This is a genomic window from Saccharopolyspora sp. NPDC000359 (genome assembly GCF_040300525.1).
Classification (GTDB): Bacteria; Actinomycetota; Actinomycetes; order Mycobacteriales; family Pseudonocardiaceae; genus Saccharopolyspora.
Window position 1 is genome coordinate 90,771 of record NZ_JBEPDU010000007.1, and the last position, 17,285, is coordinate 108,055.

18 protein-coding genes are annotated in these 17,285 nt (G+C 70.3%); 11 read left to right on the forward strand and 7 right to left on the reverse strand.

Annotation, left to right across the window (positions count from 1 at the left end):
- Positions 1-46 precede the first annotated feature (46 nt).
- The gene (locus tag ABT324_RS07300; protein WP_351173107.1) at positions 47-1,303 is read left to right on the forward strand and encodes an exo-alpha-sialidase; all 1,257 of its coding nucleotides are present in this window, start codon (positions 47-49) and stop codon (positions 1,301-1,303) included.
- Between the two features lie 100 nt (positions 1,304-1,403).
- On the opposite strand, the gene ABT324_RS07305 is transcribed toward ABT324_RS07300, so the two are convergent.
- Positions 1,404-2,618: an alpha-hydroxy acid oxidase gene (locus tag ABT324_RS07305; RefSeq protein WP_351173110.1), complete on the reverse strand. Its 1,215-nt coding sequence runs from the start codon at positions 2,616-2,618 to the stop codon at positions 1,404-1,406.
- Positions 2,619-2,791: 173 nt separating this feature from the next.
- Positions 2,792-3,358: a phospholipase gene (locus ABT324_RS07310; protein ID WP_351173113.1), complete on the reverse strand. Its 567-nt coding sequence runs from the start codon at positions 3,356-3,358 to the stop codon at positions 2,792-2,794.
- A 231-nt stretch (positions 3,359-3,589) separates the two neighbouring features.
- Here ABT324_RS07310 and ABT324_RS07315 point away from each other — a divergent pair, with 231 nt between their 5' ends.
- Both ABT324_RS07315 and ABT324_RS07320 read left to right on the forward strand, forming a co-directional pair.
- Positions 3,590-4,915: an AAA family ATPase gene (locus tag ABT324_RS07315; RefSeq protein WP_351173116.1), complete on the forward strand. Its 1,326-nt coding sequence runs from the start codon at positions 3,590-3,592 to the stop codon at positions 4,913-4,915.
- A 76-nt stretch (positions 4,916-4,991) separates the two neighbouring features.
- On the forward strand, positions 4,992-5,516 hold the full coding sequence (locus ABT324_RS07320; protein ID WP_351173301.1) for an RloB family protein: 525 nt from the start codon (positions 4,992-4,994) through the stop codon (positions 5,514-5,516).
- On the opposite strand, the gene ABT324_RS07325 is transcribed toward ABT324_RS07320, so the two are convergent.
- Entirely contained in the window at positions 5,509-6,039 is a 531-nt protein-coding gene (locus ABT324_RS07325; protein WP_351173119.1) for an amino-acid N-acetyltransferase, read from the reverse strand. The two genes, ABT324_RS07320 and ABT324_RS07325, sit on opposite strands and share 8 nt — an antisense overlap.
- Positions 6,040-6,076: 37 nt before the next feature.
- Positions 6,077-6,583, reverse strand: coding sequence for an amino-acid N-acetyltransferase (locus tag ABT324_RS07330; RefSeq protein ID WP_351173122.1), 507 nt, complete (start codon positions 6,581-6,583; stop codon positions 6,077-6,079).
- Positions 6,584-6,823: 240 nt separating this feature from the next.
- Between ABT324_RS07330 and rimO the strand changes: the two genes are divergently transcribed.
- The 7 genes from rimO (at position 6,824) to ABT324_RS07365 (ending at position 13,390) form a co-directional block, all read left to right on the forward strand.
- Positions 6,824-8,263, forward strand: a complete 1,440-nt coding sequence (gene rimO, locus ABT324_RS07335; RefSeq protein WP_351173125.1) for a 30S ribosomal protein S12 methylthiotransferase RimO — start codon at positions 6,824-6,826, stop codon at positions 8,261-8,263.
- The gene (pgsA, locus tag ABT324_RS07340; RefSeq protein WP_351173128.1) at positions 8,260-8,874 is read left to right on the forward strand and encodes a CDP-diacylglycerol--glycerol-3-phosphate 3-phosphatidyltransferase; all 615 of its coding nucleotides are present in this window, start codon (positions 8,260-8,262) and stop codon (positions 8,872-8,874) included. Before rimO ends, pgsA begins: the two co-directional genes overlap by 4 nt.
- On the forward strand, positions 8,871-9,362 hold the full coding sequence (locus tag ABT324_RS07345) for a CinA family protein (RefSeq protein ID WP_351173131.1): 492 nt from the start codon (positions 8,871-8,873) through the stop codon (positions 9,360-9,362). The genes pgsA and ABT324_RS07345 overlap by 4 nt, the downstream gene beginning before the upstream one ends.
- A gap of 182 nt (positions 9,363-9,544) precedes the next feature.
- A complete protein-coding gene (locus ABT324_RS07350; protein ID WP_351173134.1) occupies positions 9,545-10,012 on the forward strand; it encodes a helix-turn-helix domain-containing protein in 468 nt (155 codons plus the stop codon).
- 304 nt (positions 10,013-10,316) lie between these two features.
- Positions 10,317-11,141 carry a PspA/IM30 family protein gene (locus ABT324_RS07355; protein ID WP_351173137.1) on the forward strand — a complete coding sequence of 275 codons (825 nt, stop codon included), beginning with the start codon at positions 10,317-10,319 and terminating at the stop codon, positions 11,139-11,141.
- A gap of 11 nt (positions 11,142-11,152) precedes the next feature.
- Positions 11,153-11,971, forward strand: coding sequence for a phage shock envelope stress response protein PspM (gene pspM / locus ABT324_RS07360; protein WP_351173140.1), 819 nt, complete (start codon positions 11,153-11,155; stop codon positions 11,969-11,971).
- A 141-nt stretch (positions 11,972-12,112) separates the two neighbouring features.
- Positions 12,113-13,390, forward strand: coding sequence for a uracil-xanthine permease family protein (locus ABT324_RS07365; RefSeq protein ID WP_351173143.1), 1,278 nt, complete (start codon positions 12,113-12,115; stop codon positions 13,388-13,390).
- A 186-nt stretch (positions 13,391-13,576) separates the two neighbouring features.
- On the opposite strand, the gene ABT324_RS07370 is transcribed toward ABT324_RS07365, so the two are convergent.
- The 3 genes from ABT324_RS07370 to ABT324_RS07380 all read right to left on the reverse strand — a co-directional run bounded on the left by ABT324_RS07370 (position 13,577) and on the right by ABT324_RS07380 (position 16,179).
- Positions 13,577-14,356 (reverse strand): DNA-formamidopyrimidine glycosylase family protein, encoded by a 780-nt coding sequence (locus ABT324_RS07370; protein WP_351173304.1) that lies wholly within the window; start codon positions 14,354-14,356, stop codon positions 13,577-13,579.
- Positions 14,357-14,363: 7 nt separating this feature from the next.
- A complete protein-coding gene (locus ABT324_RS07375; protein ID WP_351173146.1) occupies positions 14,364-14,993 on the reverse strand; it encodes a LysE family translocator in 630 nt (209 codons plus the stop codon).
- Between the two features lie 355 nt (positions 14,994-15,348).
- Positions 15,349-16,179, reverse strand: coding sequence for a ParA family protein (locus ABT324_RS07380; RefSeq protein WP_351173149.1), 831 nt, complete (start codon positions 16,177-16,179; stop codon positions 15,349-15,351).
- A 226-nt stretch (positions 16,180-16,405) separates the two neighbouring features.
- Here ABT324_RS07380 and ABT324_RS07385 point away from each other — a divergent pair, with 226 nt between their 5' ends.
- The gene (locus tag ABT324_RS07385) at positions 16,406-17,131 is read left to right on the forward strand and encodes a class I SAM-dependent methyltransferase (RefSeq protein ID WP_351173152.1); all 726 of its coding nucleotides are present in this window, start codon (positions 16,406-16,408) and stop codon (positions 17,129-17,131) included.
- The last annotated feature ends 154 nt before the right edge of the window (positions 17,132-17,285 follow it).

The following is a 17,285-nucleotide window of genomic DNA, read 5'->3' on the forward strand; positions in this document are numbered from 1 at the left end:
GCCCGCTGACGGTTCTTGTCCGCCCGCGATGTCGTGAGGTTCGCGCATGCTCGTCCGGAAATTACGCGCTGTTCTGTCCATTTCGCTGTCGGTTTTGCTGCTGGTCGGGTTTCAGCAGGTCGCGGCCGGGGACACCGGTCCGTCCGATGTGGACCGGGGTGAGCTGTTGCGCACCGGCGGCAGCAGTTATCCCCGGCTCGTGCGGTTGCAGAACTCCGGTGCGGCCAACGGTCGGGTGCTGGTCAGCATGACGACCTACGCGGACCGCACCGGATTCGCGGTCATCCACGAGAGCCAGGACGACGGCGCCACGTTCCAACCGGTCGGCGAGATCCGCGATCCGGAGGGCGCGGACGAGAAGGGCATGTGCTGCTCGACGCTGTACGAGCTGCCGCGGCAGGTCGGGGACATGCCCGCCGGGACGCTGCTGTGGGCGGGCACCGCGGGCGTCGGCGCCGACCCCGAGGAGCGGCGCAGCAGCATCCGCCTGTGGCGCAGCGACGACCACGGCCGCACCTGGAGCTTCCTGTCCACCATCGTGCAGGCCCCGCAGGGGCCGGGTGTCTGGGAACCGGAATTCACCGTCTCCGCGCAGGGCGAGCTGGTCGTGTTCTACTCCGACGACGGGGACCCGGAGCACGACCAGAAGATGGTCCAGATGCGCTCCGCCGACGGCCGGAGCTGGACCGACCTGCGGGAAACCATCAAGAACGACAAGTTCACCGTGCGGCCCGGGATGGCGGGCGTGCGGCAGCTGCCGGACGGCACCTACGTGATGGTCTACGAGGTCTGCAACTACGACCCGGTGCACATCTGCACGGTCTGGATGCGCACCTCCCAGGACGGCTGGGACTTCGGCGACCCGTACGACCTGGGTACCGAGATCGTGTCGGAGACCGGTGGCCAGCCGCTGGGCACGCCGACCATCGCCTGGGCACCGGGGCCGAACCCGAACGGCAGGCTGCTGCTGGCCTACCAGATGCTGGCCAACGACAACGGCGGCTGGGCGCCGGGCAACGGGCGCACGCTGATGGTCAACGACAACCCCTCCGACCTGGCGCGGGGGTGGCGGGAGATCCCGTCGCCGGTGCAGATCAGCTACAACAAGGGCAGCGTGTGCCGCAACTTCAGCCCTACGCTGCTGCCGACCCGCGACGGCCAGTCGGTCATCCACGTCACCACCGACTTCGAGAAGTACATCGGCGGCCCGTGCGAGGCCTTCCACGCCACCGGCCCGATCGACGGCGCCACCACGGCCGCGCCACCCCAGGTCCGCCCGTTGGACCCGCGCCCGGGCCGCTGACCGACTCGTGAGTGGCGATGGTGGTTCTTGCGACCATCGCCGCTCACGAGGGGGTTGTGAGTGGCGATGGTTGCTCTTGCGACCATCGCCGCTCACGAGGTCAGCGGCGCAGCACCGCGTGTGTGCTGTTCAGCTCGGAGATCGAGTGGACGCCGAGCAGCTGGAGGGTGCGGACGATCTCGGTGCGCAGGATGTCCACCGCCTTCTGGACGCCTCGCTCGCCGCCCGCCATCAGGCCGTACAGGTAGGCGCGGCCGACCAGGCACGAGTCGGCGCCCAGGGCGATCGCCGCGACGATGTCCGCGCCGCTGGTGATGCCGGTGTCCAGCAGGATCTCGGCCCGGTCGCCGACCTGGTCGCGCACCGCGGGGAGCAGCTCCAGCATGGTCGGCGCGCGGTCCAGCTGGCGTCCGCCGTGGTTGGACAGGATCACGCCGTCCGCGCCCAGCTCGACCACGCGGCGGGCGTCGTCGGGGTTCTGGATGCCCTTGACCAGCAGCGGGCCCTGCCAGAGCTCCCGCAGCCACTCCAGGTCCGCGTAGTTCAGCGACGGGTCGAACATCGCGTTGATCAGGTCGTGCGCGGTGCCCGACCAGTGGTGGAAGGAGGCGAAGGTCAGCGGCTCGGTGGTGAGCAGGTTGAACCACCAGGCCGGGTGCATCGCGCCGTCCACGATGGTCTTGAGCGTCAGCTCGGGCGGGATGGTCAGGCCGTTGCGGGTGTCGCGCAGCCGAGCGCCGCCGACGGGGGTGTCCACGGTGAGGATCAGCGCCTCGTAACCGGCGTCCTGCGCGCGCTGGACCAGTGAGCGGCTGGCCTCGCGGTCCTTCCACAGGTAGAGCTGGAACCACTTGCGGGCGTCCGGGGCCGCGGTGGCGAGGTCCTCGACCGAGGTGGTGCCCATCGTGGACAGCGCGTAGGGGATGCCGGTGCGCTCGGCGACGCGGGCCACCGCCGGTTCGCCCTCGTGGTTCATCATCCGCGTGAACCCAGTGGGAGCGAAGGAGAACGGCAGTGCCGAGGGCTTGCCGAGGATCGGGGTGGAGGTGTCCACCTTGGACACGTCTCGCAGCACGGAGGGGCGGAACTCGACGTCGCGGAAGGCCTGCCGAGCGCGGCGCAGGCTGATCTCGGCCTCGGCGGCACCGTCGGTGTAGTCGAACACGGCGCGCGGCGTGCGCAGGCGGGCGATGGTCCGCAGGTCGGCGATGGAGTGCGCGGCGGACAGCCGACGCGCGGTGGGGTTGAGCTGCGGGGGCTTGACCCGCAGGAGGGGACGCAGTTCGGACCAGCGCGGAAGTTGCCGCTTGACCATTCGAGCTCCCTTCGTCGCGAGGCGACACTACCTCCGCGCTCCGCGAAGGAGCCGCGGATCCGGGAGCTCGGACGACCACCGGTCGCAGCGGTCAGCTCGGCAGGGCACCAGGTTCCGGCCGAACTCCGCGGTCGAGCGGGGCGTGCCCGGGGTGGGCACGCCCCCCGGCCGCGTCATCCGGCCACGCTGAGCTGGACGATCTGGCCCGCGGAGTTGATCGCCTGGTAGCGCAGCTCGCCGGGGGCGGAGGGCAGCAGTTGGATTTGCGCGTGCTCGACGGCCTCGGCGGTGGAGCCGGTCATGCCGCCGAACTCGCGCACCGCGAAGTAGTAGATGTTCGCGGTGCCCTTGCACACCAGGTTGTCGCCGCAGGCGGTGTACATGTCGTCGCGGAAGTTGTCGTCGATCTCCTTGCGGCTCGGTTCGGTGAACCGCTCCTGCTTCTTGTAGTTGCGGTAGCCGAAGTCGTGCCGGTCGCAGCTGGTGGTGAACTTGAAGCCCAGCGGCTCGTCCGGGGACAGCGAGCAGCCGTCGGAGGACCAGTCGAGCTGGTCGGCGTGCGGCTGCTGGGCCCTGGTCCGGGTGAAGTCGTCGAGGGAGAGCTCGAAGAGGTACTGGTCGGTGGTGGCCCGCAGTTCGCCGGGACTGAGGTCGGCGTGGGCGGTGCCGGTGGTGAGCAGCAGCGCGCCGGCGGCGACGGCGGTGGTGAACGCGCCGCGGCGAGCGGGGGATCGGTGCACGGCAGGTCTCCTCGGATCCGGTGTGATCACTCCCCGTGTTATAGCCGGTGCACGTGGTGCTCGCGGTGCAGTTGCGGCGGGTCCACCGGAAGAGTGGATGTGCGGAGCGGGGCACGTGGACCACACCACCTGGTGATCTTCAGCCAACTGTCAGCTTGACCATGTCCACAGCCCGTTCTGTGCGGTTTACTTGCAGACAAGACGGCGAAGCTGTCCGTGGGAGGTGTCTGCGTGCTTCGAAGCTTCCGGCTGGGCAACCACAGGTCTTTCCTGACCGAGCAGGAGTTGCTGTTGATGCCCAGCCGCGACAAGACCCGCTACGTGCTGCCGGTGACCGCGGTCTACGGGGCGAACGCGTCGGGGAAGTCGAACCTGCTGAGCGGCTTGGAGTTCATGCAGTCGGCTGTGACGTCGTCCTTCCAGCGCTGGGACGCCCTCGAAGGGGTGCCGAGAGTTCCCTTCAGGCTCGCGCCGGATGCGGCCGGGGCTCCGTCCGTCTTCGTCGTGGAGTTCAAGACGGACGACGTGGCTTACACCTACGGGTTCGCGCTGGACGACGAACGGGTCCTCGAGGAGTGGTTGTACTCGTATCCGGAGAAGCGGAAGAGGGTCGTCTTCGAGAGGGCCGGGGGCGAGGTCAAGTTCGGCAGCACGCTGCGGGATTCCAAGGCGGAGTTGGGTGTGCTCGGGCAGATGACGAGGAGCAACGCCCTCCTGCTGAGCGTTGCTGTGCAGCTGAACCTCGAATTCGCCATGCCCGCGTACAGCTTCATCTCCCGTGACCTGGTGTTCTCGCAATCCGAAGGGCTGTCGCGCCTTGGGAATGAAGCGCTTGGTCGGTTCGTCGCGCGTGATCCCGGCAACCGGAGCAGAGTGGTGGATCTGCTCCGTGCTGCCGATTTGGGAATCACCGACTTGTTGGTGGAGGAGTGCGAAGATCCGAGGTGGTCGCGTTACCTCGAGAGAACTGAGGCGGAGTGGAAGAGGGTAGCCAGGTCCGAAGAGGCGGGTGACGTTGACGAGGAGTACCGGAACGTGGTTCGCAGTCGGTTGGACGACCTGCGCCGTGCTGGGCCGAGGAAGGTATATCGCCTGAAAACCGTTCACGGTGATCTTGGTGCACCATTCGACATCTCGGACGAATCGCATGGAACCCGGTCCTGGTTGCGGCTCATCCCCATTGCGCTGAGTGCCTTGGACAGGGGATCAGTGCTGCTCGTCGACGAGATCGATTCCAGCCTGCACCCGCTGTTGACGGCCAGGCTGGTCGGCCTCTTCCGCGACGAGCGGACCAACCCGAACGGTGCGCAGTTGATCTTCACCACGCATGACACGAGCCTCCTCGGGACGATGCTCGGCGACGAGGTGCTCAAGCGCGACGAAGTGTGGTTCGTGAGCAAGGAGGAACGCGGCGACACGAGCTTGTACGCCCTCAGCGACTTCAAGCCCCGCCAAGGGGAGAACGCGGAACGTCGGTACCTCAGGGGCAGTTACGGCGCGGTTCCCTTCGTCGACCACGACGAGTTCGTGATGGCCGTCCGGGGAGAACGTGACTAGGCGAGGCCTCACCAGGCGTGAGAACAGGAGGAGGCGCGGAGCTCCGAAGTTCGATTCGGCCAAATGTCTGCTCGTGGTGTGCGGCGCGAATTGCACGGAGAGCCAGTATTTGCGTGCGTTGAACCGCAAGTACCGAGGCCGTTCGGCCAGGTTGGTCGTGATGACGGATGGGGTCGACCCACGAACGCTGGTGCGCAAGGCCGCCAAGATTCGGGACCTGCATCCCGCGGAGTTCGACGAGGTCTGGTGCGTGGTCGACGTCGATGAGTTCGACGTGCAGTCAGCCGTCCGCCTCGCCGAGGAGGAGGGGGTGAACATCGCTGTGTCGAACCTGTGCTTCGAGTACTGGCTGCTGCTCCACTTCGAGGACTGCGAGACCGCCTTCCGGACCCCGGCGGATGTGGATGCGCGCCTCCGCAAGCACCTCCCGGACTACGACAAGACCGATGTGAGGTTCGTGGATTTCGAGTCCGGCGTGTGCGAAGCAGTCGCACGCGCGAAGCGGCGCTGTGACTTCGGCAGGGAGCACCTCCGCAACCCGTCCAGCGGCATGTGGCGCCTTGTGGAGAAGGTCGTTCCGCCGGAGTCCGGGATCAGGTGAGGTCGAGGAGCATTCGGGTGTTGCCGAGGGTGTTGGGCTTGATGTTGGCCAGGTCGAGGAACTCGGCCACGCCCGCGTCGACCGAGCGGCGCATCTCCGCGTAGACCTCCGGGCTGACCGGGGCGCCGTCCACGGTGCGGAAGCCGTGCTTGCCGAAGAAATCCGTCTCGAAGGTCAGCACGAACAGCCGGGCCAAGCCCAGCTCGCGGGCCAGCGCCACCAGCTGCTGGACCAGGCGGTGCCCGATGCCGGCGCCCTTGACCGACGGGTCGACCGCGACGGTGCGGATCTCGGCGAGGTCCTCCCACAGCACGTGCAGCGCACCGCAGCCGACCACGCGGGTCGCCTGGTCGGGTTCGGCCAGCTCGGCGACCCAGAACTCCTGGACGTCCTCGTAGAGGGTGACCAGGTTCTTGGCCAGCAGCACCTCGCCGGCGTAGGTGTCGACCAGCGCCTTGATCGACGGGACGTCGGCAATCCGCGCCCGCCGAATCGCTATCGCCGACAATGCATAGTCATTCATGCAGGTATCGTAGCGCCGCGGCTCGGGGGAGTGTGCATCACGCGCCGAGGTGCAGCAGCATCCTGGTGTTGCCGAGGGTGTTCGGCTTGACGTGGGCCAGGTCCAGGAACTGGGCCACGCCCTCGTCCGGCGACCGCCGGATCTCCTCGTAGACCTCGGGCGGCACCGGGGTGTCGGCGATCGGCAGGAAGCCGTGCCTGCCGAAGAAGTCCGTCTCGAAGGTCAGCACGAAGATCCGGGCCAGGCCGAGCTCCTGGGCCTCCTCGACCAGCCGGGCCACGATCGCGTGCCCGACGCCACGGCCCTTGCAGACCGGGTCGACCGCGACGGTGCGGATCTCGGCGAGGTCCTCCCACAGCACGTGCAGTGCGCCGCAGCCCACCAGCTCGCCACCGGACTCGGCGACCCAGAACTCCTGGACGTCCTCGTAGAGGGTGACGAGGTCCTTGCCCAGCACCACCTTCCCGGCGTAGTGGTCGATCAGCGCCTTGATGTCGCGGACGTCGCGCACTCGGGCCGGGCGGATCTCTACCGGAGCATTCACGTTAGGTAAGCCTAACCAAAAGAGGTGGGGGTCGAGTGACCCGCGGTCGTAATCTCGCCCACTGCTCGGCTCTGTCCCAGGTCAGGCGCGTGGGTGGGGGTCGTTCCGGCGCGCGGTCGACCGCCGCCCGAGTGAACCGGCGAATACTCGCGAAATCGGCACCACCCCGGGTGACGGCGGCAGCGGTGCGCAGGGCCGGGTTCAGGCAGGAGCCGGAGGCCCAGAGGTTAGGCTCGACGCATGTCAGCCGAGCAGAATCACCGCCGAGTCGCCATGGTCACGCTCGGTTGCGCCCGCAATGAAGTCGACTCCGAAGAGCTCGCCGGGAACCTGCACAGCCGCGGCTGGGACCTGGTCGAGGCCGAGGACGCCGCCGACGTGGTGGTCGTGAACACCTGCGGCTTCGTCGAGTCGGCCAAGAAGGACTCCGTCGACACGCTGCTGGCCGCCTCCGACACCGGCGCGAAGGTCGTCGCGGTGGGTTGCATGGCCGAGCGCTACGGCGCCGAGCTGGCCGAGCACCTGCCGGAAGCCGACGCGGTGCTCGGCTTCGACCACTACAGCCAGCTCGCCGACCGCCTCGACGACGTCCTCGAGGGCAAGGCCATCCAGGCGCACGAACCGCGTGACCGGCGCAAGATGCTGCCGATCTCGCCGGTGTCCCGTCCCGCCGCGGCCGCCGACGTCGCGGTGCCCGGCCACGGCTGGGTGCCCGCCGCGCGCGCGGTCGCCCGCCGCCGCCTCGACGACTCGCCCGTGGCCGCGCTGAAGCTGGCCTCCGGCTGCGACCGGCGCTGCTCGTTCTGCGCCATCCCGTCCTTCCGCGGCTCCTTCCTGTCCCGGCAGCCCGAGGAGGTGCTGGGCGAGGCCGTGTGGCTGGCCGAGCACGGCGCCAAGGAGCTGTTCCTGGTCAGCGAGAACTCCACCTCCTACGGCAAGGACCTCGCCGACCCGCGGGCTCTGGAGCTGCTGCTGCCGCGGCTGGCCGCGGTCGAGGGCGTCGAGCGGGTCCGCGTCTCCTACCTGCAGCCCGCCGAGACCCGGCCCGGCCTGGTGCGGACCATCGCCACCACGCCCGGTGTCGCGCCCTACTTCGACCTGTCCTTCCAGCACTCCAGCGAGTCGGTGCTGCGGCGGATGCGCCGGTTCGGCTCCACCGAGTCCTTCCTGGAGCTGATCGGGCAGATCCGCGAGCTGGCGCCGGAGGCGGGCATCCGCAGCAACTTCATCGTCGGGTTCCCCGGCGAGACCGAGGAGGACTTCGCCGAGCTGCAGGACTTCCTCACCCGGGCCCGGCTGGACGCCGTCGGCGTGTTCGGCTACTCCGACGAGGACGGCACCGAGGCGGCCGGGTTCGCCGACAAGATCGACCCGGACGCCGTCGACGAGCGCGTCGAGAAGCTGTCCGACCTGGTCGACGAGCTGATCGCGCAGCGCGCGGAGGACCGCGTCGGCACCGAGGTGCGGGTCCTGGTCGAGCGGATCGACGACGGCGAGGTGATCGGGCGTGCCGACCACCAGGGGCCGGAGGTGGACGGCGAGTGCCTCGTCGCAGATCCTGGAGAGGTCGGCGTGGGTGAAGTGCTGCGCTGCCGGGTCGAGGCGAGCGAGGGCGTGGACCTCGTCGTGCGTCCGGTGGGCGGCGCGCCCGCGGAGGACCGGTCCGGGGAGCAACCATGACGGCCGATGGCGCGGCATCCAACCCGCAGGCGGTCCGGCCCGAGCCGGCGCCCCTGCTCAACATCGCCAACGTGCTGACCGTGTCCCGGTTGGCGCTGGTGCCGGTGTTCCTGGTCGCGCTGTTCTGGAACGACGGGCACGACGAGCTGTGGCGCTGGATCGCCACCGGGGTGTTCGTGGTCGCCTCGATCACCGACCGCATCGACGGCGACCTGGCCCGCCGCCGCAACCTGGTCACCGACTTCGGCAAGGTCGCCGACCCGATCGCGGACAAGGCGCTCACCGGCGCCGCGCTGGTCGGCCTCAGCCTCCTCGGCGACCTCGCCTGGTGGGTCACCTGGGTGATCATCGGCCGCGAGCTGGCCATCACGCTGCTGCGGTTCTGGGTCATCCGGCACGGCGTGATCGCGGCCAGCTACGGCGGGAAGGTCAAGACGCTGCTGCAGGCCGTCGCGATCGGCCTCTACCTGATGCCCTTCGGCGACTGGGCCGAGCTGCCGCGCTGGATCGTGATGGGCGCCGCGCTGGTGGCCACCGTCGGGACCGGGCTGGACTACGTGGTCCGGGCGATCCGGCTGCGCGCGACCGGGCGGGCGAAGGCCGACGCATGATCCTGGAGCTGGTCGGCCTGCCGTTCTCGCAGGTGGCGGGACTGCTCGACACGCTGCGCACCCGTGACCTCACGGTCGCCACCGCGGAGTCGCTGACCGCCGGACTGGTGGCCGCCGCGCTGACCGACGTGCCCGGTGCCAGCGACGTGGTCCGCGGCGGGCTGGTCGTCTACGCGACCGACCTCAAGGCGGAGCTGGCGGGCGTGGACCGCGACCTGCTCGCCGAGCGCGGTGCGGTGCACCCGCGGGTCGCGGAGATGCTCGCCGAGGGCGCGCGCACCCAGTGCCGGGCGGACTGGGGCATCGGGTTGACCGGGGTCGCCGGGCCGGACCCGCAGGACGGCGTGGCACCCGGCACCGTGCACCTGGGGTTCGCCGGGCCGGGCGGCGCGGCGGTGCGCACGGTGCGCTTGCCGGGTGATCGGCACGGCGTGCGGGCTGCGGCCGTTCGGGTGGCGCTGGAACACTTCGCGGACCTGTTGCGTTGATCCAGGAAGATGCCGTGCGCTGGCGGAACGCGGTGTCGTCCCGGACGGGGCCGGTCGAGCACCGGACGTTCGCCCTCGGCGGACTTGTCCACGATCGTTCTCGTTCGGGCCGTGGGATGAGTAACGTAGGGGGCGTTCACGCGTGGTGCACGCGGTAGGCGACGAAGGAAGGGAGGCGCGCGATGACCGTATTGTTGCGGGAGGCGGTCGGTGAACGGCTGCGCCGCGCCCGGACCGCACAGTCTCGGACCTTGCGGGACGTTTCGCGCGCTGCCCGGGTGAGCCTCGGATATCTCTCCGAGGTCGAACGGGGCCGCAAGGAGGCGTCCAGCGAGCTGCTCGCCTCGATCTGCGACGCCCTCGACCTGCCGTTGCCAGAGCTGCTGGTGACCGTGGCCGGTGACCTGGATGAGACGTTGATGGTGCCGTCCGGCGTCGACCGGGCCGCGGAGCTGGAGGGCGACCGTCTGGTGCCCAGCCTGCTCGGCACCGAACTCAGCGAGACCGAGCTGGCGAAGCAGCAGCTGGCCGGGGCCGAAGCGGGCGCGGACGCGGATCCGCGCGCCTGCGCGGACCGCCTGCAGCCGATGCTCAGCCAGCGCATCAGCGCCCCGGTGCGCAAGCCGGGCGGTGTGGTGGTCGCCGCGTAGCCTCAGGCCGTAGCGGAACGAGGCTTCGCACGCGCCTGAGGTGCGCGGCGGAGCAGGAGTCTGGTCGTGGGTGCTGGAACGGGTAAGCCCGAATCAGCACTCACGACCGTTTTCGGTACCCGGTGCGCGGTGCCTGGTGGCGAGCTGGTTCGATCTTAGGCGTGACTCCGGGTGATCCCGGAGATCTGCAGTGTTTGGTGGAAGCGGACACAACTACCTGACACGATGGAACCAGCCGACACGCCCGGTGCGTTGTGTCGGCAGTGGGGCAGCCGAGCAGCAGCAGAGAAGGCAGGCGGAGGAGATGGCCAATCCGTTCGTGAAGGCGTGGAAGTACCTGATGGCATCGTTCTCGTCGAAGGTGGACGAGCACGCTGACCCCAAGGTGCAGATCCAGCAGGCCATCGAGGAAGCCCAGCGGCAGCATCAGGCGCTTTCCCAGCAGGCCGCCTCGGTGATCGGCAACCAGCGGCAGCTGGAGATGAAGCTCAACCGGCAGCTCGGCGAGGTCGAGAAGCTGCAGGCGTCGGCGAAGCAGGCGCTGGTGATGGCCGACCAGGCGCGGGCCAACGGTGACGAGGCCAACGCGCAGAAGTACGAGGAGACCGCCACCCAGCTGGCCAGCCAGCTGGTCACCGCGGAGCAGGGCGTCGAGGACCTCAAGACGCTGCACGACCAGTCGCTGGGGGCCGCCGAGCAGGCCAAGCAGGCTGTCGAGCGCAACGCCCAGGTCCTGCAGCAGAAGATCGCCGAGCGCACCAAGCTGCTCAGCCAGCTCGAGCAGGCGAAGATGCAGGAGCAGGTCTCGTCCTCGATGCGCCAGATGACCGAGGTGGCCGCGCCGGGCAACACGCCGTCCCTGGACGAGGTGCGCGACAAGATCGAGCGCCGCTACACCACCGCGTTGGGGCAGGCCGAGTTGGCGCAGAACAGCGTGCAGGGCCGCATGATGGAGGTCGAGCAGGCGTCCATCGACGCCGCCGGTGCCAGCCGGCTGGCCCAGCTGCGCGCCTCCATGGGCACCGGCCAGCAGCAGGTGTCCGGTGGTCAGCAGCAGCAGATCTCCGGCGGTGCGCAGACGCCCGCCGAGCCCCAGCAGCAGCAGAACCCGCAGGCCGGGCAGGCCTGAGCAGGTGCCGGGTGAGTTCGTCCCGTAAGCAGGAGCTGGCGCAGCTGGGTGAGGCCGCTCTCGAGCAGCTGCGTGGTCCTGGCATGGCCGCGGTGCGCCGGACGATCGCCAAGTGGCGGGACCCGCGGGCGCGGGCGATCCGGCAGCGCAAGCGGGCCAGGCGGGCCGCGACCGGCAGCGCGGCGACCGCGGGTGTGTTCGGTGCCGGGGCGGTGACCTCGGCCTCCGTCTCCTCACTGTGGGAGTGGGGCGGTTCTGCGGGGTTCCTCCTGCAGGACGTGACGACGTTCGGACTGGGTGGCCTCGCCGTGCTCGGCGGGGCCACCGCGGTCGGAGCTGGGGTGAAGTACCGGCGGCTGAAGCGGACACCGCTGCCCGAAGCGCCGCCGGAACCGGTCTCGCTGCCGCCGTTCGGGTCGGCGGCGCGGGAACCGATGGAGCGGCTGCGCGACGCGGAGCAGACCTTGCACGCGGCGGTGGGGCAGTTGACCACCGCGGGCGCGGGCAGCGCCGCAGCGGAGGCGCGTGGGACCGCGGACGGCGCCGCTGCGGAGCTGCGGCGGGGCGCGGAGCGGCTGATGGCCGTGGAGGCGGCGATCCCGCACGCGCCAGCGGCGGAGAAGGCCGCGCTGCGCGCGGACGTCGAGCGGCTCCGCGAGGAGCTGGACGAGGGCGTGGACGGTTACGGCGCCCTGGTGGCCGCTGCGGGGCGCGCGGTCGCGGCCAGCGGGGCCTCGGAGCAGAAGCACCTGTTGCAGGACGCGACCGACCGGTTGGCCGGGTTGGCCGATGGGTTGCGCGAGCTGTTCGGCCCCGGGGGACGTCGGTAGTTCGCCGCGACACGCCATCACCGCTGGTAGCAGTGGTTCTGCTGGTGCGGGCTTGATTGTGCGATGCGAAATAGTAATCTTCCCTCATCATCACAGGCCGTGACATGAGACCCGCCTGAACGGGTGGTCGGGGGAGGCGACGTGGCGTTGTGGACCGTGCACGGCAACGGTCGACGCCCGGTGCGCGATGCCGTCGTGGCCTCGGAAGAGCGGTTGAGCTGGCCGCTGACCATCGGGTTCGGCGTGCAGCACCTGCTGGCCATGTTCGGCACCACCACGCTGGTCCCGCTGCTTACCGGCTTCCCGGTCGGCACCACCCTGCTGATGTCCGGGCTGGGCACCCTGCTGTTCCTGCTGCTCACCCGCAACCGGGTGCCGGGCTACCTCGGCGCTTCGGTGGCCTTCGTGGTCCCGCTGAACGCCGCGGCCAAGGAAGCCGGGGCGAGCCCGGCCGCGCTGCTCGGCGGGATCGTGGTGGTCGGCATCGTGGTGTTCAGCGTCGGCGTGGCGGTCAAGGCGCTGGGCGTGCGGCTGCTGGAGACGGCGATGCCGCCGGTGGTGACCGGCGCGATCATCCTGATGATCGGGTTGAGCCTGGCCCCGCAGTCGGTGTCGTCCTTCGACCAGCAGCGGGTGCCCGCCGCGCTGACCCTGGGCACGGTCGTGCTGCTCATCGTGATCAGCCGCGGCATGGCGGCCCGGATCGCGGTGCTGATCGGCGTGCTCGTCGGGTGGTGCTACGCGGCGCTGGCCGGGTACCTCGTGCCGGAGCGCGTGGCGGAGCTGTCCGACGCGCCCTGGTTCGGCCTGCCGCAGCTCATCGCGCCGCAGGTGCACGTCTCGGTGATGCCGTTCGTGCTGCCGCTGGTGATCGTGCTGGTCGCCGAGCACGTGGCCTACCTCAAGGCGGTGGCCGCGATGAGCGGCCGCGACCTGGACCCGCACGTGGGCGACGCGCTGATCAGCGGCGGGCTGGCGACCACGCTGGCGGGATCGGCGGGCGGTTCGTCGCTGAGCAGCTACGCGGCGAACGTCGGGGTGATGGCGGCGACGCGGGTGTACTCGACGGCGGCCTGCATGGTCGCGGCGATCGCCGCGATCGTGCTCTCGTTCTCGCCGAAGCTGGCTGCCCTGATCAACACCATCCCGTTGGGCGTGCTCGGCGGGGCGACGCTGGTGCTGTTCGGGATGCTGGCCCTGGTGGGCGTGCGGATCTGGCTGGACGCGCGCACCGACTTCTCCGATCCGGTGAACCTGGTGGTGCTGGGCACGGCGGTGATCGCCGGGGTGGGCGACCTGACCCTGCACCTGGGCGACCTCCGGGTGACCGGCATCGTGTGGGGCTCGGTGGGCATCGTCCTGGTCTACCCGCTGCTCCGCAGCATCGCCGACTTCCGCGACAGGTCCCGAGAACCCTGATCCACCGACGTACCGCAGGCGATTTCCACGAAGTGATCTCACCAGAGCTCTCGGGCGAGTCACCTGTCGGCACGGTTTCAGTTGAAACTGTGCACTACTGGTGTGTCGGGTGCCGACACGCCGGTGGTGCGCCGGGGGAATTCCACTGAGATCAGCCCAATGGGGATCGCGTCCGGCGCGGCGGGGTCAAGGTTGGCAGCGGGGGCAGTGGTAGGTCACCCGGGCTTCGACGTCCTCGCCCTGGGTGGTGCGGGTGACCGGGCCGCCGCAGCGGAGGCAGGTGCGGCGGCCGTAGACCCAGTGCTCGGAACCCCGGCGGGTCCGTCCGGTCGTGGACTGCTCCGGGTGCCAGGCGTTGCGCAGCAGCAGGTCGCGGGACAGGTGGACCGTGCGGGTCGCGTCGACCTCGGCAACCGGCGTCCGCGGCGATCGGCCCAGCAGGAAGCAGACCTCGACCCGGTACATGTTGCCGACCCCGGCCACCACCTGCTGGTCCAGGAGCGCCAGGCCGATCTCCCGGTCCGGGTCGGCGGTGAGCCGCCGCACCGCCTCCGCCTCGTGCGCCTCGCCCCAGTCCGGGTCGAGCAGGTCCGGGCCGAGGTGGCCGACCAGCCGGGACTCCGCCGCGGTCGGTAGCCAGCGCAGGTCGTGCAGGTTGAACCCGACCGCGACGCGCTCCGCCGTGGCCAGCACCGCCCGCGCCTGGTGCGCCGGGCGGCGCCACCGCGCGCCGGGCGGGTAGAGGTGCCAGGAACCGTCCATCCGCAGGTGGTTGTGCAGGGTGTGGCCGTCCTCGAAGCGGATCAGCAGGTGCTTGCCGACCGGCCGCACCTCCCGCACCCGGTGGCCCGACAGGTCCAACGCGGCCAGGCGCGGGTGGCGCAGCTCGCCGCGCGTGAGCACCTGCCCGGCCAGCGCCTCGTGCAGCCGGTGGCAGGTGAGGAAGACGGTGTCGCCCTCGGGCAGGGTCAGCTCACCCCTCGACCGCCAGCTTGATGCCCAGGCCGACCAGCACCGTCGCGGTGATCCGGTCCAGCCACGCGCGCACCCGCCGCCGCTGGAACAGCGCCCGCGCGCGACCGGCGGCCCACACCAGCGCGGTCGACCAGAGCAGGCCGATGGAGATGTGCGTGGCCACCAGCAGCGGACCCCAGGCGAACGCGGCCGGACCAGCGGGCAGGAACTGCGGCAGCAGGCTGATGTAGAACACGCCGACCTTGGGGTTGAGCAGGTTCGTGGTCAGACCGGCCCGCAGCGCCGCCCAGCCGCCGGTCGACGCCACCGGCAGGTCCGCGGGCTGCGGGGACTGGTTGCGCGGCAACGACTTCCACAGCGCCGAACCACCCAACCACAGCAGGTACGCCGCACCGGCCACCCGCACGACGTCGTAGGCCAGCTGGGACGCCGTCAGCAGCGCGGTCAGCCCGGCGATGCTGGCGGTGCCCCAGACCAGGCAGCCGAGGTTGATCCCCAGGAACGCCGCCACCCCGGCCCGCCGCCCGCCGAGCAGCGAGTGCCGGAGGACCAGCATGGTGTCCAACCCCGGCGTCAGCACACCCACCAGGGCGACCAACGCAAAAGCAGTGAAAGTCCCAGCACTCACGGTCCCGCCTCCAGTTCCGCCTCTCCGCGATTATCAGTGGTGGTTGCGTTTTTGCGGTGAGCTTGCAGTGTGGGGGTTTCCGTGGCTGGGTTGCTTCACGGTCCCCTGAGGTGCGGTTGAGCAGGGGTGGGTCCTGGTGGTTCCGCCACTGCTTGGTACCACGTGGTTGCGCTTGGGTGAGCGCCTTGCTGCTGGTGGTTCTGGTTCTTCGGTGTGCGTGGTTCAGCTTGCTGGTCGCTTGGTTGGTTAGGCAGGAGTTGGTGCTCGCCGTCAGGCCTGGGGCGGGTCTCGACGAGTTCCCGTGCCGTCGGCGGTAGTGATCGCGGTTCTGCCGGTTGGCTCCGGTTGCTTGGCGTCAGGCTTCTTCTTCGAGGAGGTCTTCGTCTTCTTCTGGGCGGCGTTGGCGGCCTGCTCGGAGGGTGCGGGCGAGGACCAGGTTGAACGCGAGCGCTACTTCTCGCGCGCCTGGGGTGCCCCATTGGTGGATCGGCATGCAGGCGCCTTGGGCCTGCTGGACCGCCAGGCGGTCGGGCAGCGCCACGGGCAGCACCAGGGGGCCGAAGATGTCCCGCAGTTCGTCGATGCGGAACTGGTGCTCGTGGGACCTGGGGCGCACCCGGTTGACGATCACGCCGAGCGGCTGCAGCTTCGGGTTGGTGGTCTTCCGCTCGGCCTGCACGGCCTCGAAGGCGCGCTGCACGCCCGAGACCGCGAAGATCGTCGGCTCGGTGACCAGCAGCGCGCGGTCCGCGGCGACCAGCGCCGAGCGGGTCAAGCGGCCGAGCGAGGGCGGGCAGTCCAGCAGGACCAGCTGGTAGGGCAGTTCGCCGTCCGCGATCAGACCGTCCAGTTCGGACAACGCGGTGGTCAGCCGGGACAGGTGTTCCTCGTCGTGGTGGCCGTTGTGGCTCTCGGCGTCCTCGGAGCCGACCAGGACGTCGACCTCCTCGCCCCACGAACTCCCGGTCACGGCTTCCCGGAGCACCTCGGGGCGCGGGTCGGCGAGCACGTCGCTGAGCCCCTTGGTGGTCTCCTCCGGTTCCAGGCACGAGGTCGCGTTGCACTGTGGGTCGAGGTCGACCACCAACGTCCGGACGCCGCGCCGCATGGCGGCCGAGGCGAGACCAAGCACCACGGTCGTCTTCCCCACGCCGCCCTTGAGGCTCAGCACTGCCACGGTCTGCACGCCCGTAGCCTACGGAATTGGAGACCATCTCAGAACTCGTCCCTGGAGTTCGCCATGATTCCGCCGCGGTGCGGACGGCGGGGGCTGTCCGGTCGCCGGATCCCGTTGGCTCGCCCGGCGGTGCGGGCTTCGGCTGATCAGCTGAGCGACCGGATCGGGTGCGGGGCGCCGAGACGATCGCCACGTGGCTGGGAGGTGCCTGCGACCGGCCATTACGCTGCTCACCATGAGATCCGACGCCGTCCACCAGGTGCTGGAAGCCGAACTCGCCGACGTCCGGCGGCGACGCGGTGGGCAACCTCCGCGCGTGCTCGACGTCGGTGGCGGCAGCGGGGTGTGGGCGGTGCCGCTGGCCTCCGCGGGCTGCGCGGTCACGGTGGTCGACCCCAGCCCGAACGCGCTGGCCACGCTCCAGCGGCGGGCGGTCGACGCCGGGGTCGCCGACCGGATCACGCCGCTGCAGGGCGACACCGACGCGCTCGCGGCGCTGAGCCCGGACGACGGCGCGGACCTGGTGCTCGCGCACGGTGTGCTGGAGGTCGTCGACGACGTCGCCGCCGCTGTCTCCGCGCTGGCCGCGGCGACCGCCCCGGGCGGTGCTCTCTCGGTGCTGGTCGCCAACAGGTACGCGGCGGTCCTCGGGCGGGCGCTGGCCGGTCGGGTCACCGACGCCCTGCAGCTGATGCAGGACGTCGACGGTCGGCTCGACGCCGCCTCGGACACCCTCCTGCGGCGCTTCGACACCGAAGGCCTCGAACAGGTGCTGACCGCCGGAGGCCTGCGGGTCGAGCTGGTCCAGGGGCAGGCCGTGCTCAGCGACCTGGTGCCCGGCTCGGTGCTGGACAACAACCCGAGGGCGGCCGACGAGATGGCGGAGCTGGAGCGGCTCGCGGCCGTGCGGTCCCCGATGCGCGACATCGCCACCCGCCTGCACGCGATCGCCCGCGCCTGACCGCCGACCACTCGGTGTGACCACCGGTGCGCCCGGACCGGTGATGTGCCCCGCACTCGACCGGGTGAGCAGGGGCAATGTGTCCCGGGGCGGGTCCAGGCGCGGGACGATCACTGCCCCGAGGGGATGATGTCGGCAACCTCGCACAGCCAGC